This is a genomic window from Salinivibrio sp. AR640, from assembly GCF_001995405.1.
GTDB classification, from domain to species: domain Bacteria; phylum Pseudomonadota; class Gammaproteobacteria; order Enterobacterales; family Vibrionaceae; genus Salinivibrio; species Salinivibrio costicola.
Genome location: NZ_MUFD01000003.1, coordinates 143,421 through 166,029, shown reverse-complemented (window position 1 = coordinate 166,029; position 22,609 = coordinate 143,421). Strand labels below are relative to the sequence as shown.

Sequence of the window (22,609 nt, the reverse complement as noted above, 5' to 3'; positions counted from 1 at the left end):
ATGACGTTATTCAATCAAATATTTACGTGGATGCTGGTGATTTTCTTCTGCATAGTGCTGGGCGTCTTCGGTATAGAACTCAACACCACGCGGAATTTTTTACTCAGTCAACAAACCTCTGATGTCAACAATACCGTGAACTCAATGGGGCTAGCGCTCGCACCCTACCTTGAATCGGATGATAAGGTGGCAGCCGAATCAGTGATAAACGCGTTTTTTGATGGAGGATTCTATCGCGAAGTTAATCTTACCTTGTTATCTGATAACAGTGAGATTACGCGAGAATATCCTGTCCAAATCCAAGGTGTGCCGCAGTGGTTTATCAATCTAGATATTTTCCCCGTCATCACTGAAAAGCAAACCATCACCAGCGGCTGGATGCAACTTGCTGAAGTAGAAGTCGTAGCCCATCCTGGCTACGCCTATAAACAACTATGGAAGTCCTTTGTTCAACTCGGCACAATCATGGCAATCATCTTTGTTATTGCTTCATTAATAATCGGCTGGCAACTGCAACGTTCCCTAAGACCGCTTGCGCGTATTACCGCAAAAGCAGGCGAGATTGCAAAAAACAAATTTGGCGATCCCATTCCTCTGCCACCAACGACCGATCTCAAAACGGTCGTTAATGCGATCAATGTCATGACAGACCAACTTAAGCGTTATTTTGAACAACAAGCAAAAGAGGCAGACCGCCTGCGAAAAGCCGCTTATCGTGACCCAGTATCAGGCCTTGGAAACCGTAGCTTTTATGTCGCTCAACTTAATTCTTGGTTAACAGAGTCTGGCATTGGTGGAATGGCGCTCATCAAAGTAGACCTTATCAGCGACGCCTATGAAAACCAGGGGTTTGAAGCCGGCGATCTTGTCGTAGAGCAGTTCGCCAACCACTTAACAACCACCATTATCAGCGACGATAACATGACAGCGGCAAGGTTGAGCAAAGACGAGTTTGTCGTATTGGCACCCAACACCGATTCTGAGGATTTGCTTGTATTAGGCGAACGCGTCATTGCCATAGTCGTCGACATGCAAGCGGATCTATCAGAGCTGATACAACCCAAGGTTGCTGTCGGGGTAGCGGTCAATGGCGGCGGCAACCAAAAGGCCAGTGTATTGCTGTCACAAGCTGACAACGCACTCTCACAGGCACGAAATACGCCTGAGCACCCTTTGACCTTAATCGACCATTCTATTGGTGATGCGGCGATGGGCAAACAGCAATGGAAAGCACTGCTTCATGAGGCCGTCGCGAAAGAACTCTTTGTGTTCAAATATCAGTCAGCCACTGACAGTCAGTCCAACCGCCTCCATCAGGAAGTGTTCTCAGCAATTGAAAAAGATGGCAACTATTATGGCGCCGGTCATTTCTTAGGGGCGGTAGAACAACTTCAAATGGGCGAGATTCTAGATAAACACGTCGTTTCACATGTGCTTAAAACACTAGACCAAGATCCAAGTGTTGGTCCTCTCGCCGTGAACTTGACCTTGAGTAGTATAACCAACGCATCCTTTATTCGCTGGCTGGGGACAATCTTGGATCAACACCGTAGACTTGCCGGCCAACTACTTTTTGAAATTCCAGAGGGAGCATTTGTTCGCTATGCCGATCATACGGGTCTGCTCACTGATCAAATTCGCCAAGCCGGCTTCCAATTCGGGGTCGATAATTACGGCCGTAATTTTCAATCGCTTGACTATCTGCAACGCTTTAAGCCCGATTACGTTAAAATTGATTTCGCGTATACAAGCCATATTGAGGACGATGCGCAAGACAATGTCCTGGCCTCCATTTGTCGTACAGCGCACAATCTAAATATCACGACCATTGCCACACGGGTTGAGACAGAAGCGCAGCTCGCTCATCTTTCTGAACTGTTCGTTAATGGCTTCCAAGGGTATATCTTCAGTAATACGGACACAGAGAACTAAAGGATTAGGCGCTTGCGAAGCGTTCAAATCAAAAATCGCGTTACCTCAGTAACGCGATTTTTTTGTGCAACGATACATCGCCGAAGATAAAACATTTACACTGTAAATTAGGGTTACACCGTCGTTAGGTTTACACTGTAAATTACGTTTACACTGCAAATCAACGCTAGCTATTTTGCTGGTAGGGTTTCAGCTCTATCGCTGCATTATCATAAAACAAAACCGAAGGGCCATGCTCAGAGTTGACTGTGTGCTTTTCTTCACCAATGGTGCAGTGTACACGAGTGAGTAATGATTTAGTCGCTGTAATCGTGGCAACCCGATATAAGGATACAATCGTCTCATCCGTCTCCTCTATCGCCTTCTCAATTTCATCAAGCGCTTCAAATAAATTATCTCTTGTTGAGGTAATGCGCTCGACCATCGCTGCATCACGTTTGGCGGGTGGTAACGCTTCTAGCTTCGCTTCCGCCGCTTTTACTTTATCGAGTTGCGCCGTTTTATCTTCCCAATCTTTATTCAGTTCAACCATTTGCCGCTTGAGAAGAGGTAACCTCGGAAAACAATGGATATAGGTATGTGCCCCCGCACTGGCCCCCACAATGACCGCCTGAAGCTTTTCACCGACTTCATGTTTCCCACCTGCCAGTGTACCTTTACGCTTAGTGGTGTCACTTATCGTAAGCGACTGCCCCACTTGCGTATTACAATGCATCGCATGCAAAGTCAGCTCGACGTTTTTGTTTGCGCACAAGGTCGCGTATTGAGCAAATTTCGCCACTATGTTGCCATCAGCCACTAAGATGCAGTTGATGTCTGAGTCCGCAGCAACTTGTCGACCAATAATACCGTTCTGAACAATAATATCAGCTCCCGCGGTAATCGTGGCAGACTCAACCACACCGCCGACCGTCACCGTCCCCGACGCTGTCACTTTCATGCCGACTTCAACATCGCCTTTAATGACGACGCTGCCTTCAAAATTGACATGACCGGTGCCTACATCGACAACATCTAAACTCAGCGCATCGTCAACTGCAACGCCGTCATTTTGCAAACGCGGGATACCTGCCATGGTCGCAATAAGAATATTAGGATCTTTATTACTGAATGCGCTGCCCTCGTGGGCCGCTAATGTCATCGGTTTACCTGATGACGTTGAGAGCACTGAACCGGTTACGGTAAAGCCTTCATAGCCTGCCGTTTCGGGCACGAGTTTTGCGAGAGGTTGACCTTGCTTCACCATGACCATTTCACCGAGGTCGCGCATGTCTACCGTCCCATCTTCTCGCTCTCTTGGACGACGGACGCGATCGGCGGGGTCTTCTATTAAGTAGACAATGTGCGCATCTTCTCCTGCCACTGGCTGTCGGCCAAAGGCTACGGGCACATCCAGATATTCACCGGGTTTTAATCGTCCAGAAGCAGACAACAGTTTTTGTAAGGTTGGTTTTTTGATACCACGAACAATATTTGCTTCACGCAGTGTCGACAGAATATCATCACCTTTAAGACCTCGCCCACCACACGCCCCATTAACGATAAGATAGGCCGTCATCTTATCATCTGCGATACGGGCTTCTATTGTGGCATCGCGTCGCTCGGCGATAATAAAGTCTTCTGACTCGCTATCATCGTTGGACGTATTCAGCTTGGTTAAAGCCGACTCTATCGTATCGTCGAAACAAAAGAAGGCGTCGGCCTGGTGATGCACCAACCAATCCTTAATTTGTTTTTTCTCTATCGGTTGATCACTCGTGTGCTGAGTATTACCGGCCGATAAATACACACGTTGCCCATCCTGAGAAACTCGGAGGATATCGTCTAGCATGTCGCTCCCTGCCAAAAACGCCTTACGGCTTTATCGATATGATGATCCAACCGTATGACATTGTTTTCGTCTCGTCATAAAACGAAACGCCACGCCTCACCACAACCTTAACAACGATTAGGTTAGCCTACGTCGTAGATCGCTGAGGGCAAATGTCTCATTTGTAATAAATTATACAGGTTTAGTCATTTTGGGAGCAGGATCTCTAGTAAAAACGTGAGCACGATAGGATTTATTTGATCACTACTTAGTAAGTTTCTCAGTTTCTATGATGGACGATTTACACTGTAAATCTCATCCGAGCCTCGTTTCATTGGCGGCTATGTTTGCATTTAGCGCGGCATTTACATGGAGCACTGCATTTACATGGAATGTGGTATTTACGTGGAGCGTGGTATTTGTAGTGAAAGCTATGTTGGCATTAACAGGTATGTTTCTATTAACAGCCTTATGTGAATTTACAGTGTAAATTGATACGTTTGACACTTCCTTATCTTTACACTGTAAATTGAACCAATAGCTCTATCAAAACGGCCTGACTCACTCACTGACGTCATGGCGCATAACATAGTCACGGATCATCGCTTCAGCTTGTTTTTTACCCGTCAGTCCGTACCGCGCACATACCGTAGACCACGAATGGCCAAGAATAATCCGACTGATCAATACATAGAGCGCATTATCGTCTGGATGCGAAGGTAAGGCTTTAACGTGCTGACGTAACCACATTTGTAGGCTTGCCAATGACGCATCAACGCCAACGCCCCCGGCAATAAATCCTTTAATCTGTTGGTCTATACAGCCTGCCAGTGGCTTATCAGATAAGAAGCACATCATAGCGCCAACAATATCAACCTCCATGGCCTGATGAGTTGTCATCCATTGAATTGGTAAGCTATGACGAAACAAGGCGACACCGTCTTGCAACCACGCTAGCCGTTTGATTGGCTTTACCATTTGTAAAGAATAACAACCACTGGCTTGATCGCGCTTCAAGCCAAGTTTTATTGGTTCAAACCCCTGCTTCAACCAGAATCGACTAAGACGAGCCGTCGCACCAAAACTCACCCCGAGACACGACATCTCAAGCTTGCTTGCCTCCTGAGCCACAGCAGTAATAAGCTGCTGACCTAACCCTTGATATCGGTAAGATTCGGCTACCGCGATTCGTTCAACTCGCCAAAGGCTCTGGTGCAAAATCGCTGGATCGCCGAGATGGGCAGCGAGCGACTGGCTGAGAAGATGGCCTTTAAGGCGACGTTGCCCCGCAACTACCGCCCGGCTCAAGTCGGCACTAAGACGGCATTCCTCATTGATCACACACGCAGAGACCAACTCGCCCGCGACGCTTCCCACCCAAACAATGATTGAATCGTCATCAAGTAACCGTGCTAAATCATTCGGCGACGTTTGATAATGCGCAGCCAGCAACAAAGCAAATAAAGAACGCAGTAAGGCTTCATCACTCAATAGCTGTGCGGGAGATAAACGCTGAACGACGATATTATCCAACTTAACGGGTTGGCTTTGGTCGTCACTGATCAGCAACTCAGGCGGATCGACATCGAGCAAGAATAATGCATTTAGCGCACGTTCAACCGGATCGTTATCCGCCCATCGCATTGGCGCAGTTAGTCTCAATGGTCGCCATTGTGGTTGCTCTGCATCCAGTAATTGTTTCAGCCTTATCGTAAAAGCACGTCCGGTTCCTTCATAACCATGCTCTGTGGTTGCAATGGCCACGCGACTATATTGATGTAAGCATTGGCTCAACATCGGCAATGGGATTGCCGCCGCTTCATCAATCAAAAGAAGGTCCGCCAACGGCGTTTCTTGTAACAAGGTATCGGGGGCAATATAGCGGATATCGCTGCCTTGATAATCAATTACCTGACCTTGGGTATTCATACCCAAACTTGACTTAATATGACTAAATAAGGTTGCGGCATGCGCGGGCGTCGGTGCGCTGACCAAAATTTTTCGTGGTTTGTTCATGACTAACTGTGCCACTGCGATTCCCAACGCTGCCGATTTTCCACGACCACGATCGGCCGTTAACAACAAGGGACGACGCCGGTGACCCGTGGCCACTTTCTTGACCGCCTCAATCGCATTCTCTTGTCTCACCTCATGTTGGCCAGGCAAAGGCAACACCTCCGCGGGCCTGCGCACCTGATGACGTAGAAAGAAGGCGACCGATTCATTAAGCTCTAGCTGTTTGACTAAACGCCGCACAGAAGGCGGCAATGCCTCCTTTGGCGCCGCTAGTCGTAAAAGAATTAATGATCCCGCCCGACAGCAGCCTGCAATAGCGCAAAACGCTTCGGCATTAAAATCGGCGCCCACCTCAACCACGATATGCCCGCACTCTTGCCCCAGCTTTTGACGCGCTTGACGCCAACTTAATCCTTCATCAGCATGACCGATAACCAGCGGGGTAGCTGCCTCGTCAAAGGCTGCCACGATAAAATCGAGAGGATAATCGATACACACCAATTGTCGATGAGCACGCAATGTGGCGGAATGAATTAAATCTGCAAAAAACTGTTGCAGAGTTGATGAGGTCGTTGATGTCCCCATAGGACGCGTTCCGTTTTGTCGATTTAGCAGATAAAGAAGATGATACCATGCAAAAAAAAACGACACGCAAAGGCGTGCCGTTTTTTATTCGATTTGAACGCGTTAACCGTTAAAGTGTTCCTTTATCAGCGCCAAGATCTGCTCAGCATCTTGATCACTCACTTTTTTCAAATTGATACTCAAATTATTGCCTTTACGACGATAAGACGCGCGTCCTTCTAACAAGGTTTGAGCTTGTTCTTTTTCACTCGGCTGCGGCGCCACAAGCTCATCTTTATATTGCTCAATTCGCTGGGTCACTTCTCGCGTAATGCGTGTCACGCCTTGGGCATCAACTTGTTGCCATAACGGTGTCTCACCTAGCATGGCCACCAACTGCGCTTGCGATTGGCTATCAAGGCTAAAATACAAACGGTGGAGTTTGACGATAGTCGGGCGCCCCAATTCAGAGACACTGGGATAAGCTTGCAAAAGTGGCAAGGGCAGGGCAGCTGCCTTTAATGCACCACTGACTAATGCTTCACTACACTGACATGCGCTCGCCAGTGCCTTTTGATCACTGACGTCACCGCTGTCTAACATGGCTTGCATTTCTTTACCGCGTTCATACAAGGATAAAGGTTTGTGCGCATTCGCGACATCCGACAAAAACTTAGCATGACGCGTGCTGATCCCTTTTGCGACGTATACCAGAAAGTCCTGCTCTGCAATAATACAAGACATACGGCGCCTGCTGCCATCGAGGACCTCGATACGACCGTCATCAAGCCACCGCCCAACAGCCGGGTATTGTTGTCCGTGCTCTTTTAAGGTGGTCAGAATATCTGATAATGCCAATTCGTTAAGAAACGACTGCTCACGCGCATTTTTATCAAATACTGTTGTTTTATCTCGGATCGTTAACGCTGGGACTTTAACAAGTTCAAACTCGACGGTACGCTCACCCGCCACAGCTAACTCGATCACTGCCGCTCTCTCGCTCGCCGCGCTCTGCGCTTCTTGTGATGTTGTTGCTCGGCGTTTATCCGCCTTTGCAAACAAGCGCGCATTTAAATCAGAGGTTTTAATTGCCATTTTTCTTTTTTACTCCTGATTGAGCTGAGACCAGTAGCTATGCAGCACACGTTCGAGTTCGAGTCCGACTCGATGCACCGCATCTTGCGCCGTTGATAACGTTTTTTTACCGCCCTCAAAATCTTGTGACGTCAAATCAAATACCGTGCTGTACGTATCGGCACAGGTCTCAAAAGCGCGACTTCGAGGAATCGTCGCCATCATGACCTGCTCACCTAAAAGATAATTCATTTCAGTTAAGACAGAAATCTGTTTTTTATTATCATCTTCAAACATGGTTGGCATTAAACGCACAAATTCTAATCCGTGCCAGTCTTCCGGAAACATCTCATACACTTGGGGAAGATGTTGGAAAAAGTTCACCGTCGATGCCCAATCCAGTCGCTTCGCGGCGCAGGGGATCACTAAAGAGTTAGACGCATACATCGCATTCCAAACCAGTGGATCGATATGAGGTCCCGTATCAATCATAATGATGTCGAACTCATCACTGATTGGATCAATCACCTTCTCTTGCAATAACTCCACCACATTCAGCGACTGGCTGGTTGCTAACGCTTGCCATGCCTCCGCATTAAACATGGCGTCTTCAGGAAAGGCAGCCATGGTTTTCAAATTAGGATATTGTGTCGGCAGCAAGACATTACGCATCATGAAATCTTTGTCAGCAGCCTGGGGCGTATTGTCCAACATCACATCAACGGCAGAATAAATCCCTTCTTGTTCCGTCAAACTGATTTGTGGGTTAAGGAATAATCGCAGCGAGCCTTGCGGATCTAAGTCAATCAAGCAAATGCGATAACGTTTCTCAAGATTCAGCGCCATACAAGCCGCTAAGTGCACCGCACTCATAGACTTGCCGGTGCCCCCTTTTTGGTTTTGAATGTTCACAACCCAAGGTTTGTGCGTCTTGCCTTTACGTTCATGAAACGTCGGAACATTCGCGGCGTCCATAATTTGATGCGCTTCATCCAGGGTAATGGAGTAATGATTGGCATTATTTTTGGTAAATTGATGCCCGTCTTGCTCCATGCGAGAGATCGCTTCATCAAGCTTGCGCCGCGTAAGCCCTGAACGTGTTTCCATTAACGCTTTCGACATGGGCGGAAAGAGCTGATCGTGTCGCTCTTCCATGACAATCTCCACACGATCAGACTGCACTTGTTTTGTCTGCGCCGCGATATTGCGGAGGTTCTCAATCGTCTTTTCCCTATCCATATTCTTTTTCGCCATCACGAGAAATAATTGTCGATTGTACAGCATAATCCATCCAAGACAATAAAAAGGTGAACAAATGCCAATCAAATACAGATCCTGCTCACAATTGTAATTATAGGGTGGGGCTGAATATCACCACCATTGATGTCAAACTCAACCAATATTATCAGAGCCAATCATAGTAAGATTTAAAATGTCACAGTGTCACTTATTTACAATGTAAATGGCGAATAAATACGGAAGCTTGTATTTGGTTGGCTAATTTACGGTTGTCGATATTTCAACATTAAACTGACCATTTTTCATCGATATCATCAGTAGGATCGACCCTCTATTACACATTTTGGCGATGTGCGATGAACATTAATGCCATTTGATCCTATTTCCCGAAAGCATGATCAAGGAAAATAAAGCGATGGATTCAATAGCCTTGATCATGCTTTCGTTGATAACATGAGTAGATAGGAAGCATGATCAAGTACGTATTGCGATGAAATCACCAGCAAATTCAACCGCAATGTCTCAATAAGCCTGGGAACGATGATCAAGTTATATTTCTGATTGAATAGTGCCAGTATCTTAACCGGAACGATATATCCAAACCGCTAATTTACGGACAATGTCAGGCGTACCAAGGGATCCAGGACGATCCGTCGCGATTTTCTTTTCCGATCGTACGACTGATGAGAAATGGGCTGACTCTTGAACAACAAGATCATCATACATGATCATTGTTCCGCATCCGGACACATGCTGACTGATGGCGATTATACTGTTAATGTCATTTCAACTTGAGCAGGCGAGACACGACTTTCTCGCCACATTGCTCACAACATAGGCAGCATTCCGTCTGATTGAGCAAAATTCGCATCACTTGATCATTGTTCCATGATGAAAACACGGCTGTTTGGCTCTGATAACACCATCCAAACAAATAAAAGCATTCCGAGGTTGTGGATAACGTGTGGAATACACTTGATCATTGATGCAGTAACTGTTTGATCATTGATGCGATACGCTGATGATCATTGGTTCAGGCCTCACTTGATCATCGTTGGTGAAGTATGTTGATCATGCCTCCAATGCTTTGTTGATCATGCTTTCGAGAAGGTTTATTTTATAATCCCTATAAATCAGTCACCTATAGATTTTTCATCGCCCGGATCATAAGATCAGATCATCAAATTAGATCAGAATAATCATAAAGATCAGTTAAAAGATGCAATAAAAAAGATCTTTCTTTTTGGGTCTATTTTTATTAGGATTTCCCTGGAAGTGTGATCGATTTACGGCTTTCGTCACCTCAACATTAAAGAATAATGCGCTTTGAGTACGCCTGCTATGAAGGATCTTAACTGACATGAGTGCCAGTAAACCGGAAAAAATATTAATAAAAGCACCTCGTTCCCACAAAGACGGGCATCTCTTCGAAGTGCATGGACAACTGGTCGACTGGCTTGCGCAATATGAGCATTTTAAAGGGGTGACCAAAAGCATCTTAGAACTGCTCAATTTGATTTCAGTGCGCGGGTTTTCATCTCAAGATGGCTATGTCTCTACCACAGAACTTGTTGACGCCACCGACGGTCAATTAACACGTGCTGCCATTCAGCAACGATTACGTGCGGCGGTGCAATTAGGCCTTTTTCTTCAGCAGCCGGTTCGTTTTGAAGAAGGGCTGGCAGGTAAAACGATGCTCCACCGCTTTGTCAATCCAAGCCGTCTCATTTCATCACTTGGCAGTGCGGGATTGATGACAGAAAAAAGCCGAGATGAAGTCAAACAAAAACGCTCTAAAGCGCTGGCACAAACGCAAGTAAACCGCCAACTTCTGAGCGAGCACGGACTGGGAACGCCCCCAATGATGCCTGGCGAAAAAGATCAGATTTTGGTTTCTCCAACAAGCTGGGCGGGGATCATTGATCAAGCTTTGGCGCCGCCACGGACAAAAAAAGCCTATCAAAAATCAATGGTTGCGATCAGCGGGACCAAAGCCATTATTGAGACACGATCAGCCAAGTCGATCATGACGGTGGATGATCTGATGACGTTATTCGCATTATTTACGTTAACCGTGCAATACCATGATCACCACTTACCGAATTACGAGCTACAAACCCAATCGATTGGCAATAAAACCCCCATTTACATCACTGATATTTTGCAACTACGGGGTAAAAAAGACAGTGGACCGGCACGTGATGCAATCCGAGAAAGCATCGATAGAATCGAGTTTACGGATTTTCAACTCCACGAATTGACCGGCCGTTGGCTGAGTGAAAACATGCCTGAAGGGTTTAAAAGTGATCGCTTCCGCTTTTTAGCTCGGACCATTACCGCATCAGAGGAAGCACCAAAAGAAGGTGAAGATGGGGAAGTTAAAATTAAACCCAATCTGTATATCCTGGTGTGGGAGCCGTCGTTTTTTGAAGAATTGATGACGCGTGATTACTTCTTCTTGTTCCCGCCTGAAATTTTGCGTCAGCATACACTGGTATTCCAGCTCTATTCGCTCTTCAGAAGCCGTATGTCACGTCGTTTGGAAGATTCGATGCTACTGAGCGAGTTAAACCAAAAAATGGCGCGTAACATTGAATGGCGACGTTTTTCGAGTGATTTGATTAGAGAGCTTCGAAAACTGGCAGAAGGCAAAGTCACTGAATCGATTTTTGCGGTAAACCTCTGGGGATATCACCTAACGCTGACACGCGAAGACGATGAAAAAAAATATCCGGATTACCGGATGGATATTAAATGTAATGTCGATGAAGTGATCCGTTACTCCCGCGCTAAAATGTATAACGAAGGTAAACGCTCGCTAGCGCCAACCATGCCAAACCCATTGCGCAACGAGATCTTACCCAGCCAAGACCTTGATCAACTGTCCGGGATCATCGATGGCGAGTTTGAGCCTATCCAACGCAAAGAGAAAACCAGCGGCCGTTTGGGGCGCCGTGTTAAGCAACGCAAGCATCTGGTTGAGATCAATGCTGACGAGCTGACCATCGTTCTCTCTAAATATACCTCAGAAGAGGCGTTACAACGCAGTATCACCGCGCTCTCAGCAATGACAGGGCATCCGTCTTCAGTGATCACTGAAGAGTGTCAAGGTTATCTAGAAAAGCTTGATTGGTTACGCGTAGGTGATCAAGTGGTGCCTTATGAAACACTCAGCCGTACGATTGAATTTTTTAATCAGCAACAGCAGGAACGTCACCTATCTATTGAGAAATTAATCTCAGGGTTAGCGGTGCGCCGTAAAGTGTGTCAACGCGTGTTTGACGGCCACCTGGATGGGCAAGTGCTTAGAGCGTTAGATGACATTGCAATGAGTGGCTAACAACCCCGTTATTTTGCACAGGCTTGACGCATAACTGACATGCATTCACGGATTGGCGTTAATATAGCTCCCGATAGATACCTTTGTCCTATTTGATGTCTTCATGACATCGTTTGGCTAAATGCTTGCCGAGCGGGCCCTTGCCCGCTTTTTTTCCGATTGTTTTTTCGCGTAGTTGTACCTTGTATTGCTTGCACAACCCATTCGACATGGTCGCCTATCATAGTCCCCCCCCTAACTGTTTCTATCGACTTGGTTTCATTCTTCTATTTACACTGTAAACTGCCTGTTTTAATTACACGCGATTCGCGTTTCAATGAGGCAGTTATGCCGGTTCTGTTGCCATTTGCCGCGGTTTTTATTTGGTCGGTGAATACCATCGTAAACAAAATGTCAGTGGCGGTCATTGCACCTGGTGCGATGGCCTTTTACCGTTGGTTCTTTGCCATCTTGGTGCTCACTCCCTTTTGCCTACCTACCCTATGGCGTCAGCGGCGTGCGGTGATAACCTACGCGCCGCGGCTTGCCTTACTCGCCTTACTTGGCATGGTCACAAACCAGTCTGTCGCCTATTTTGCTGCGCAAACCACCACAGCGACGAATATGGCATTGATCATGTCTTTGGTCCCAATGCTCAGTCTCTTTATGAGCATTCAACTACTGTCTCAGCCACTTACAGTGCGAGCCATTGTCGGTGCAGGGTTATCTATCTCTGGGCTGATTTATATGCTGACAATGGGAAAACCACTAACGTTGTTGACCAGTGGGGCAACCATTGGCGATGGGCTCATGTTAATTTGTGCCTCGTCGTATGCACTGTATTGTGTGTTATTGAAACGATGGTCGATGGCGATTTCTAATTGGGTCTCCGTTTATGTGCAGGCCTTATTCGCGGTAATCATGCTGATCCCCGTGCTTTTGGCAGCACCCAGCCAAAACATTGCGACTGAAGCCTACCCATTAGTGGGATTTGCCGCCTTAGGCGCATCGGTGCTGGCACCGGCAATCTGGCTACAGGCGATCGCGCTCAATGGGGCCAGTCGCACCGCAATGTATATGAATCTATTACCGGTGATGACGGCAATAATCGCCGTCATCTGGCTAGGGGAAGTCTTAACGCCATATCATATTATCGGGGGAGGATTTGTCTTATTGGGCGTTGGGCTGTCTCAGCAATCGACGCGCCAAACTGTCCGTCAACGCTGATAAGCGTCTACACTTTCAAAAAGAAAGTGAGACGGAGGTAGCCAATGTGGTGGTTAATTGAGTTAAACTGGATGCCTTTATGGGTAACCCCCACCATGCGTCGCTCTGACGTGTCAGAGCCGTCGCCGATCGTATGGTAACAAGGAGCAGGAGAGCAATAAGCCTACATGGACGTCGACTTATCCCATCACGCTGCGGTGAGTATTCGCGCAGCACAGCGTCAAGAAGCGCGCTATTTTTGGCATAATATCTACCATTCCCGTGCGTGGAAGCAATACGACGCGCCTTACAGTCCTATTGAGCCGGTATCCTATTGGTCGTTTCGGTTTGGCCTTTTCCGGCGTTTTCTTGCAGGAGATACCGCTCAAGTTATCTGCGTTGATAACAAGCCCGTCGGTTACGTCACTTATTATTGGGAAGACAAGCGCACGCGATGGCTTGAAGTGGGGATCACCATCTTTGATCCCGCATGTTGGGGAAAAGGAACAGGGCGGCAAGCGCTGACACTATGGATAGACCAACTGTTTGCCCGCCACGCGGTGAATCGCATAGGCCTAACGACCTGGTCCGGGAATATTGGCATGATGCGGTGCGCCAGAGCGCTAGGCATGCGCGAAGAAGGGCGTTTACGTGCTGTCCGCTACTATCAAGGTGAATATTACGATTCACTGCGCTATGGCGTCTTACGTGAAGAATGGCTGCAAAGCCAGGTCTCCGTCGCGCAACAAAAAACGGCAGCCCAAACAGCCTCTCTCCAATCGGCCGCATCAGTTGCGTACCAGCCGAATACATGAATTTAGATTGGGCGAAATCCAAGTTTCAATTGCCTGGCGTTCAATAGGGCGGGATAACACATAGCCTTGGAGGTAGTCGCATTGATGCTCGCGTAGCCAACAGAGTTGCTGTTTGGTTTCTACTCCTTCTGCGACAACAGTCAGTCCCACCGCGTGAGCCATCGCAATCATTCCTCGACATAAAGGCGCCGCTTTTCCATGGGGTTGGTCAATGCCCATAATAAAACTGCGATCCATTTTGATGACATTAAACGGATATTGTCTTAGCAAAGAAAGTGATGAATAGCCGGTGCCGAAGTCATCGAGATATAACGAAATCCCAAGTGCATGAATACGTTTCAAATTACGCTGCACGTTGTCAGAATGTTCAAGCACTGCAGTCTCGGTCATCTCGAGCCCAAGGCAATGTGGATCAAAGCGATGGGCGGCAATTAACGCGGCAATATCGTCTGCAAAAGTCGGAGATTGACACTGTTTGGCCGAGACATTCACAGTAATCGATGGGCTTTGCCCGGGAGGTAAGCGCAAGTGCCAATTCTCTAACACCTCAGCGACTTGCTCCAATACCCATTGACCTAATTCATTGATATAACCCGTTTCTTCGGCTATTGGAATAAACTCCGCCGGTGATATTGTGCCCAGCGTGGGATGCTCCCATCGCAGTAGTGCTTCTGCATGACTCAATTGTTCGCTATGGCTATCAAAAATGGGTTGGTATACAAGATGAAATTGATGATGTTCGAGCCCTTTCTTTAAGTCTTGCTCCAAAATAAAGCGTTGTTGGACCTTTGCGAGCATCGCCGGTTGAAAAATAGCCACGCGTTCACGGGTTTGTTTTGCGTGATACATAGCAATATCGGCTTGTTGGATAATATCAGTCACCGATTTATTTGATTGGCCGACTGAAGCGATACCGATACTGGCAGATATATTTATCACATGATTTTCGATGTAATAGGGGGTACTTAGCGTTTGAACCAGTTGCTTAGCTTTGGTTTGCGCCAAGGCCAAGGAGCTATCAGCGTGGAGCAGTACAACAAACTCATCACCACCAAACCGATAAACACGATCGTCTGTTACTGCTTTCTGAAGCCGTTTCCCCAACTTTTTGAGTAAGGTGTCGCCAGTTACATGACCGAGTGAGTCGTTGACGACTTTAAAATTGTCCAGATCAATAAATAATAATGTGATGCTATCTGAAGGTTCCGCACTGATTGAATGTACGGCTCTCTTTAGTGCTTTATCCAGTGCAGTGCGATTAGCAAGTCCAGTCAAGCTATCATGATGGGCTTGATGGGTTAACTGTTGCGTTTGTTGACTCACTATCTGTTTTGCCAGTAAAAGGCGATTGGCATAGGACCAAAAACTAGCAAGAATCGATAGCCCGAGAGATAAAACAAGTACACCAACCACACCGGCATAAATCAGATCCGTGTGTAACTCCCTAATATCGGTAAAGGTGACGAGTAATCCCTCCTCACTACCGGCAATAGGAATCGATATTGCCGACGAATGGCTGTTGTACCATTGATTGAGCGTGCTTGATGAATGCGTACTAAAGACAGATTGATGACCAAATGCCTCCTGAGCGACCATGCCGACACTAGGCCCAGGCGTCTTGCTTTGCCACAACGCGGGTAAAAATCTATCAAAATATAGGGTGGTAGAAAGAAAACCGAGTAGCTTTCCATCCCGTTCAGTAATTGGTGCAAACCACCGTATGCCGTGGCCTTGCTCGTCATGAAAAAGCCGCGCCTCAGGGTGACGATTAAAATATGCCCGCTCCATGGTTTGGGTATTGTCACACTGAGAATCTGCTCGCCAGCCTAAATAGCCCTCTTCAGCGGCTTGTGGTGACACATACAAAGCGGGAAACGTATCGCTACGCATGACCCACCGACAGACCTGCTCGTTTAAAGGAGGGAAAGGATGATACTGATCTTGTTGGGCCGCAAATTGTGCTAACTCAGCGCGATTAACTCGAGGGAGCCACATGACGCTGTTGAGTCCAGATTGCTTTTGGGTGTGATTATCGATGAAAGCGTGGAATTTTTCGCGTGTTGGCCCATTTTCTTGCTGCAAATACAATTGTGCTGACAACTGAAGTTCATAGAGCTGTGAAAAAGATTGACCTAATGAATAACGGTATTTTTCAACCTCGGCTGAGAAACGACTCTGCTGGCGTTGATTTTCTAGTGTGTAAACTGACCAGCTAGCGACGCTTGCCACGGCTAACACAAGGAGATAGCGCCACAAAGGCTGCTTAGGCAGATATCGCATAAAAATACATCGACTGTCACTACTGAGTGCCACACGATACGGCGCGATTATGACAATCACGACGCAAACGTATGTCACTTTTGTGAAAGCCATCAGGTAATAATACACCACACCCTTAAATAAAAAGTCAAAAATATGACGGTTTTTTATACAGGTTTAACGTCGGTATCATCGCCAATCAAGATCTAAAAGTGTGACTTTGATCACCACGATGTTAGTGGCTTGATTCAACACTGAAGTTTGTACTTTACCGGTCATTTATCCATTTTCTTTTCCATGATCCCAAATATTATCCGTCGTATTTTGATAGGTCGACGCTAGCTTCTCTGCTAACGTTGAAACGTCATTGGATTCGATTTATGAACCAGTTCTATCTTTTTTAATTTTATTAAAATTATGAATAAAAAGGGGTTTTTATGGTTAAGTTAGAGAGCGTCTCTGCGGTATGCTTTGACTTAGACGGCACACTCGCAGACCCTTTTGACGATCTGTATGAGGCGGTTAGCGGTATGTTACGTGGCTTAAGCTTGCCTGATGAAGATCCTCATGCAATAAAAGATTGGATTGGTGATGGGGCGGATTTATTGATCCACCGCGTGTTAACTCGACACATCGACGGGCGCGTATCGACCCGCGTGCTAAACCAAGCGCGCGCGCTCTTTTTGTCCTCATACCTAGGCAGTAAACCGCCAAAAACTCGACTGTACCCGGGCGTGCTTGCGTGCCTTGAAACCTTATCGCAGCGCCACATCCCGATGGTGTGCACCACAGATATGCAAACGGCGCATGCTAACAGCTTACTGCGAGCACTTGGCGTTGGGCATTTTTTCACCCGGATATTGGGTGCCGATGCAATGTCTGTTGGCAAGCCGGATCCGGACGGTATTTACGAAGCGGCCGCCATACTTGGCGTTTCACCCTTGGAACTGCTGGTGGTGGGGGATTCGGTCAGCGATGTGCATGCGGCTCGCGCCGCTGGCTCGCCAGTGATTTGTGTTAACTATGGCTATAATTACGGTACAGGGATCCAAAAGGCCTGTCCGGACACTACCCTTGATACATTGGCCAGTTTGCCCAATATCATTGCAAGGCCCAATCGTTTGGGTGTACCGGGACAGGGTGTCACCGCCCCACCGGTATTAGCAGGCTCACTGCGTGGTCGTGCAATGCGACCTAAAGGGGGCGCACAATTTCGATAATATAGCCAGGAGGGAAGCGTGAAAAACGAACTCGATCCGACCCATCTGCTTCGCGCGTTTGAGATAGTCACGGAGTTTGGTGAGAAAATAGAAGATGGACACCGCTTAGATGGCATTGACGCTTTCTCAGATTATGACGGCTATACCATTTATTTAGCAGGAAATGGGGTACAGTTACGTGTGGGGTTTCACAATACGTATCATCTCGACTACGAGCATGAGAACCTTAAAGAGCAGTTCCTGAAAAAGGTCGATGCGCTAGTCAAAAACTATAAAAGATAGCGACGGATAGGCAATGCATGCCGGACCGTCACACGCCCCACAATGGGGCGTTTTTTATAGGTCAAAGGCAGGGAGCATGGACAGCGAACCAATCACCACAAACCGAACACGCGGGACTCAAGCCCATTATCAAGCGTTAGTCAACAGCGCGGCAGCCGCGATCTTGGTGATTGATGAACGCGGCATTATTTTAGATGCGAACCCGTTCACCCACCGATTATTGGGTTATCACCCGCAACAGCTAATCGGAAAGAATGTTGATTGTTTAATGCCGTCGGAGCACCAAGGGAAGCATGACCATTATTTACGGCAATATATAACAACAGGCCAGGCAGCCATTATCGGTACCGGCCGGCGGGTTGAGGCACGGCATCAAGCGGGGCATGTGGTCCCCATTCATCTTGCGGTCAGTGAAGTGTGGGTTGAAGACCGGCGAGAGTTTATTGGCATTATGTCTGATATGCGCGCGCTGACTCAGGCTCAGACGCGTATTAAACACGAACGCAATCAACTCAAAACCATTATTAATGCGATCGCCAATCCTGTTTTTGTCCGAGAGCTGGGCGGACGATATTCGCTTGCAAATTACGCCTGCCTACAAGCATTAAATGTCGAGCATGTTGAACAGCTTGCTGAAGCAATTCATGGTGCCTTGCCTGAGGGAATGCACGAAACCCTCAATGCGCTTGATCACCAACTGACGCTCGATGGTGAACCCGTTCATGTCGATGTGACATTAAGAGATGGTCGGACTTTTAAGCTCGCTAAAACGCTTATTCGCCACGTAGAGGGAGAGCCTTACGCCATCGTGACTGTTGGCTATGATGCCACACCATTGCTGCAAGCGAAGCACGAGGCAGAACGCGCCAATCAAGCCAAAAGTGATTTTCTCTCTGCCATGAGTCATGAGCTGCGCACGCCTTTAAACAGTGTGCTCGGTTATGCGCAACTACTACAACGATCCTCTTCTCCTCGCTTGACGGAGACGCAACGGCAATATGTCGATCAAATTCACCAAAGTGGTCGCCACTTACTCACCTTAATTAATGATGTGCTGGATCTTGCCAAACTTGAGGCAGGAAAAACGGTGGTCAATGTCACCTGGTATCCGGTTCGCGCCCTTGTCAGTGATGCCGTTCGAACACTACTCCCGCTCGCACAGCAACAGCACGTTGAGTTAGATGAGTGCCTACCGGCGGATCTGAGTGGCGATCTGTATGTGGATCCAACCCGTTTCAAACAAGTGTTGATCAATTTACTCAGCAACGCGATTAAATATAACCATCCTCAGGGGCGAGTATGGGTTGAAGCCAGTCATCCATCGTCAACCTTGACGATCTCTGTATCAGATACCGGGATCGGTATTGCTGAAAATCGGTTAAACCATCTTTTTGAGCCTTTTAACCGCTTGGCCGCCGAACAATCACAGATTGAAGGGGCAGGTGTGGGGTTAGCGGTGAGCCATCAATTGGTTGTGCAAATGCAAGGCGAGATGTCAGTAAAAAGCCAGCCAGGCAAGGGCAGTTGTTTTGCAGTAACGTTCCCTTACCGAGCGTCGACGCGACCTGACGATCAAGGTTGTACGTGTCTCCGCGTGAGCCAGCCGCATCGCGTGCTCTATATTGATAATAACAGTGCCCGCCAGCGCCTGATGACCGATTGCTTTGAAGATTGGCCAATGTTGACACTCTATCATGCGCATGGGTTGTCACTGGCTGAGGCTGTTGCGCTCGCGTCTCCGCCATCGTTAGTCATTATGGCGGCTGATAGCGTTGCGGCAACGCCCGAACAAATACAAGCACAATTTGGCGACAACCCACTCATTGTTCTGACTGACAACCCATGCGACGAACCACATAACAAACCGACATTACGACGTTTATCGCTGCCGCTCTCGTCAGCGGACTTGGCTGAGGCCATACAATTATTATTAGAGGAGAGGCTATGACAAAGGATCCGTCACAAGCACATATACTGATCATTGATGATCGACCGGAAAACATTCACTTACTGTCTACCATGCTCAAGCAAGCCGGTTATCAACAGCTGAATGGGCTCACCGATCCTCGCCTTGTTACCGATGCTCTCTCCCCCGTTCCCGACCTGATTTTACTCGATATGCGGATGCCGCAGCGCTCTGGCTTACTGGTGCTGGATGATCTTAATGACGCTTTAGATGAGCATTGCCCGCCCGTGATGGTACTCACCGCAGATAATGACCTGAATTTGCGTAACCAAGCGTTATGCCGTGGCGCGATTGATTACATCAGCAAACCCTTTGATCACGATGAGGTGTTGCAACGGATTCAAAACCTTTTGTATCTGCAATTGAAAACCCGTAAAGAGCGCGATCAAGCGGCACGGCTGCAAATGCTGGTTAACAAACAAACGGCGGCTTTACGCGCGCTTTCTTTGACCCATCCGTTAACCGGGCTACCAAATCGTCGCGCATTATTAGATGCCGCTGAGCGCCAGCTGAGCAAAGGGCCGGTGACTGTGATGATGATTGCCTTAGATGGCATGGAAGCGGTGACCAAACACCAAGGTCATTTAATGACAGAGGCACTATACAAACAAGTGGCCAATCTGCTAGCCAATAGTACAGTGGCGCGCCCACATCGCATTGGCGTTTGGGATAGCACACGACTGGTGATGCTGATTGAAGAACACGATAACCATGCCGTAGAAAAAGCCGCGCGCATCAATCGGTTGATCAGCGGACATCACACGCTCGATGGGCGTTTAATGTTTTTACGTTGCCACATTGGTATCAGCCGCACGGAGCTTGAGACACAAGATGTGGCGCAACTGTTTCGTCAAGCCATTTTAGCGATTCCGACGGATGACCAACTTATCGGCGAATATCAGCCTGAGCTTGACAGCCAAGCTCAGCGCGCGCATTTGATTCGCACCGAATTAGGGCCAGCACTGCAAAGCGGACAATTATCACTGGTGTATCAACCCAAATGGCGATTAGACGGCGGTTTGATGATAGGCGCGGAAGCGCTGTTGCGTTGGCAGCATCCGACCCTTGGGGCCATCAGTCCGGCGGAATTTATCCCCATCGCCGAACGCAGCGCAGACATGATCCAACTGGGCGACCACGTACTGGTGATGGCCTTAGCCGCGGTTGAATGTTGGCGAAAAAATAAACTGATCAACGATAGCTTTCACCTGTCAGTCAATGTTTCTGCCCAGCAGTTTCGCCCCGGCTTTGCTGACAGCGTCTTAGCTCGGTGCCAGGCAGTTGATGTCCCTTTGCATCTGATTCAATTAGAGGTGACAGAATCAGCACTGATCCAGCACATGTCGGTGGCACTGAAAGAGCTACAACAATTGCGAGATGCAGGCATGCATATTGCCCTCGATGACTTTGGCACCGGCTACAGCTCGCTCAGTTACCTTAAACAGTTACCGGTCGATTGGGTCAAACTTGATCGCAGCTTTATCCAAGACTTGGCTACCAACGCCAGTGATAAGCATTTGGTGGGTAGCGTGATTGATTTGGCCCATGGCTTTGGTCATGGTGTGGTCGCCGAGGGCGTCGAAAAAGAGGACCAGCAGTATGTGCTACAAACCATTGGCTGCGACCAAGTGCAGGGCTTTTTATACGCACGGCCCCTAATCCAAGAGGGATTTGAACAACTGCTTAAAACCGCCAACCAAGGCAACGCGACCATTAATAACAACGCGACGATCAATAGCAATGCGACGATCAATAGCAATGCAACCATTAATAGCAATGCAACCAGCAATAATAATGAGATAGCCTAAACGCGCAATTAGCACCCTCATACTTGCGCTTTATCACTAAGGTTTATATTCTGACCGTGTTAGTCGGGGAGCAAGCAATTGCTGAGACTGCGAAAGCAGGACCCGTAGAACCTGATCCAGTTAGCACTGGCGGAGGGAACTGACGTGCTCAGCACACAAGGTCGCGCCATCGTGCGTGGTTTTGTCTCCTTCCGCCCCTCATGATTAAGGGGCCAATATGAACCAATCACCACCTGTTATTCTCACCATCGCCGGCTCAGACAGCGGTGGGGGGGCTGGTATTCAAGCCGATATTAAAGCGATTTCAGCCACGGGCGGCTATGCCTGCTCGGCGATCACCGCCTTAACTGCACAAAATACCTGTGGCGTTGAGGCCGTCTCGCCGGTCGACCCAGCGTTTGTTCGCGCGCAACTGAACGCTGTGTTATACGACATGCCGGTACGTGCCGTGAAAATCGGCATGCTCGCCAACCAAGCGATTATTCGCGAAGTAGCCGCTGTGCTCGCGCGCTCCCCGCACTTACCGGTCGTGCTCGATCCGGTCATGATCGCCACCAGCGGCGATCCGTTATTAGATGATGACGCCATGGATGCACTGATCAATACGTTGATCCCGCGCGCGACCATTTTAACCCCCAACTTGCCAGAAGCCGCGCGTTTAACCGGGCGTCCTGTTCCGACAACCACCGAGGAGATGTACGCCTTAGTGCCGGCACTGCGCAAGCTCGGATGTCCGTATGTGATGCTAAAAGGTGGGCATTTGCATCATGCGCCAGAGAGTCTGGATGTGTGGATTAGCCGAGATACGTGTCAAACCCTGAGTGCACGCCGCATTGAAACGCCTAACACCCATGGCACAGGCTGTTCACTGTCCGCGGCGATTGCCTCGTTTTATGCGCAGGGACTGACACCCATTGACGCCGGGCGAGCGGCTAAGCGTTATCTCACTGACGCCTTAGCGCATAGCCAACAGTTAACCGTTGGAAGAGGGGCAGGGCCGGTACATCATTTTTTCGCCTACCCCGCTGATGAGAGTGTTTATTTATCCAAGCATGCGTTGGTTGAATCGCATGCTCTCGTTGAATAATGCACTTTGATT

The 22,609-nt window shown here is 48.0% G+C and carries 14 protein-coding genes and 1 riboswitch; of the genes, 9 read left to right on the top strand and 5 right to left on the bottom strand.

What is annotated here, in order from left to right; translation table 11 throughout:
* Positions 1–1,932 (top strand): bifunctional diguanylate cyclase/phosphodiesterase, encoded by a 1,932-nt coding sequence (locus tag BZG75_RS03300; protein ID WP_077576150.1) that lies wholly within the window; start codon positions 1–3, stop codon positions 1,930–1,932.
* A 166-nt stretch (positions 1,933–2,098) separates the two neighbouring features.
* On the opposite strand, the gene BZG75_RS03295 is transcribed toward BZG75_RS03300, so the two are convergent.
* The 4 genes from BZG75_RS03295 to BZG75_RS03280 form a co-directional block, all read right to left on the bottom strand.
* The gene (locus tag BZG75_RS03295) at positions 2,099–3,763 is read right to left on the bottom strand and encodes a DUF342 domain-containing protein (protein WP_077576148.1); all 1,665 of its coding nucleotides are present in this window, start codon (positions 3,761–3,763) and stop codon (positions 2,099–2,101) included.
* A 540-nt stretch (positions 3,764–4,303) separates the two neighbouring features.
* Positions 4,304–6,343, bottom strand: a complete 2,040-nt coding sequence (locus tag BZG75_RS03290) for a GNAT family N-acetyltransferase (RefSeq protein WP_077460819.1) — start codon at positions 6,341–6,343, stop codon at positions 4,304–4,306.
* 102 nt (positions 6,344–6,445) lie between these two features.
* Positions 6,446–7,417, bottom strand: a complete 972-nt coding sequence (locus BZG75_RS03285; RefSeq protein ID WP_077460820.1) for a ParB/RepB/Spo0J family partition protein — start codon at positions 7,415–7,417, stop codon at positions 6,446–6,448.
* Positions 7,418–7,426: 9 nt separating this feature from the next.
* On the bottom strand, positions 7,427–8,635 hold the full coding sequence (locus BZG75_RS03280) for a ParA family protein (protein WP_077460967.1): 1,209 nt from the start codon (positions 8,633–8,635) through the stop codon (positions 7,427–7,429).
* Positions 8,636–9,995: 1,360 nt separating this feature from the next.
* Here BZG75_RS03280 and BZG75_RS03275 point away from each other — a divergent pair.
* The 3 genes from BZG75_RS03275 to BZG75_RS03265 all read left to right on the top strand — a co-directional run bounded on the left by BZG75_RS03275 (position 9,996) and on the right by BZG75_RS03265 (position 13,975).
* Positions 9,996–11,975 carry a replication initiator protein RctB domain-containing protein gene (locus BZG75_RS03275; RefSeq protein WP_021024047.1) on the top strand — a complete coding sequence of 660 codons (1,980 nt, stop codon included), beginning with the start codon at positions 9,996–9,998 and terminating at the stop codon, positions 11,973–11,975.
* 327 nt (positions 11,976–12,302) lie between these two features.
* On the top strand, positions 12,303–13,181 hold the full coding sequence (locus BZG75_RS03270) for a DMT family transporter (RefSeq protein WP_077460821.1): 879 nt from the start codon (positions 12,303–12,305) through the stop codon (positions 13,179–13,181).
* A 167-nt stretch (positions 13,182–13,348) separates the two neighbouring features.
* Positions 13,349–13,975 carry a GNAT family N-acetyltransferase gene (locus BZG75_RS03265; RefSeq protein ID WP_077460822.1) on the top strand — a complete coding sequence of 209 codons (627 nt, stop codon included), beginning with the start codon at positions 13,349–13,351 and terminating at the stop codon, positions 13,973–13,975.
* On the opposite strand, the gene BZG75_RS03260 is transcribed toward BZG75_RS03265, so the two are convergent.
* On the bottom strand, positions 13,949–16,255 hold the full coding sequence (locus tag BZG75_RS03260; RefSeq protein WP_198532310.1) for a bifunctional diguanylate cyclase/phosphodiesterase: 2,307 nt from the start codon (positions 16,253–16,255) through the stop codon (positions 13,949–13,951). The genes BZG75_RS03265 and BZG75_RS03260 overlap by 27 nt on opposite strands.
* 416 nt (positions 16,256–16,671) lie before the next feature.
* On the opposite strand from BZG75_RS03260, the gene BZG75_RS03255 reads away from it, so the two are divergent.
* The 5 genes from BZG75_RS03255 (at position 16,672) to thiD (ending at position 22,597) form a co-directional block, all read left to right on the top strand.
* Positions 16,672–17,454, top strand: coding sequence for an HAD-IA family hydrolase (locus tag BZG75_RS03255; RefSeq protein ID WP_077460824.1), 783 nt, complete (start codon positions 16,672–16,674; stop codon positions 17,452–17,454).
* Positions 17,455–17,472: 18 nt separating this feature from the next.
* Positions 17,473–17,736 carry a DUF3081 domain-containing protein gene (locus tag BZG75_RS03250; protein WP_025674936.1) on the top strand — a complete coding sequence of 88 codons (264 nt, stop codon included), beginning with the start codon at positions 17,473–17,475 and terminating at the stop codon, positions 17,734–17,736.
* 76 nt (positions 17,737–17,812) lie between these two features.
* On the top strand, positions 17,813–19,684 hold the full coding sequence (locus tag BZG75_RS03245) for a sensor histidine kinase (RefSeq protein WP_198532311.1): 1,872 nt from the start codon (positions 17,813–17,815) through the stop codon (positions 19,682–19,684).
* Complete coding sequence (locus BZG75_RS03240; RefSeq protein ID WP_077460826.1) at positions 19,681–21,510, top strand: putative bifunctional diguanylate cyclase/phosphodiesterase; 1,830 nt, start codon at positions 19,681–19,683, stop codon at positions 21,508–21,510. The genes BZG75_RS03245 and BZG75_RS03240 overlap by 4 nt, the downstream gene beginning before the upstream one ends.
* A gap of 54 nt (positions 21,511–21,564) precedes the next feature.
* Positions 21,565–21,665, top strand: a riboswitch (TPP riboswitch).
* A 62-nt stretch (positions 21,666–21,727) separates the two neighbouring features.
* Positions 21,728–22,597 (top strand): bifunctional hydroxymethylpyrimidine kinase/phosphomethylpyrimidine kinase, encoded by an 870-nt coding sequence (gene thiD / locus BZG75_RS03235; protein WP_077460827.1) that lies wholly within the window; start codon positions 21,728–21,730, stop codon positions 22,595–22,597.
* The last annotated feature ends 12 nt before the right edge of the window (positions 22,598–22,609 follow it).

Bases quoted from the DNA above. Each gene is read 5' to 3' on its own strand.
- BZG75_RS03245 (WP_198532311.1), top strand. From the start codon at position 17,813: ATGGACAGCGAACCAATCACCACAAACCGAACACGCGGGACTCAAGCC.
- BZG75_RS03295 (WP_077576148.1), bottom strand. From the start codon at position 3,763: ATGCTAGACGATATCCTCCGAGTTTCTCAGGATGGGCAACGTGTGTAT.
- BZG75_RS03275 (WP_021024047.1), top strand. From the start codon at position 9,996: ATGAGTGCCAGTAAACCGGAAAAAATATTAATAAAAGCACCTCGTTCC.
- thiD (WP_077460827.1), top strand. From the start codon at position 21,728: ATGAACCAATCACCACCTGTTATTCTCACCATCGCCGGCTCAGACAGC.
- BZG75_RS03285 (WP_077460820.1), bottom strand. From the start codon at position 7,417: ATGGCAATTAAAACCTCTGATTTAAATGCGCGCTTGTTTGCAAAGGCG.
- BZG75_RS03300 (WP_077576150.1), top strand. From the start codon at position 1: ATGACGTTATTCAATCAAATATTTACGTGGATGCTGGTGATTTTCTTC.
- BZG75_RS03255 (WP_077460824.1), top strand. From the start codon at position 16,672: ATGGTTAAGTTAGAGAGCGTCTCTGCGGTATGCTTTGACTTAGACGGC.
- BZG75_RS03260 (WP_198532310.1), bottom strand. From the start codon at position 16,255: ATGCGATATCTGCCTAAGCAGCCTTTGTGGCGCTATCTCCTTGTGTTA.
- BZG75_RS03270 (WP_077460821.1), top strand. From the start codon at position 12,303: ATGCCGGTTCTGTTGCCATTTGCCGCGGTTTTTATTTGGTCGGTGAAT.
- BZG75_RS03280 (WP_077460967.1), bottom strand. From the start codon at position 8,635: ATGGATAGGGAAAAGACGATTGAGAACCTCCGCAATATCGCGGCGCAG.
- BZG75_RS03240 (WP_077460826.1), top strand. From the start codon at position 19,681: ATGACAAAGGATCCGTCACAAGCACATATACTGATCATTGATGATCGA.
- BZG75_RS03290 (WP_077460819.1), bottom strand. From the start codon at position 6,343: ATGGGGACATCAACGACCTCATCAACTCTGCAACAGTTTTTTGCAGAT.
- BZG75_RS03265 (WP_077460822.1), top strand. From the start codon at position 13,349: ATGGACGTCGACTTATCCCATCACGCTGCGGTGAGTATTCGCGCAGCA.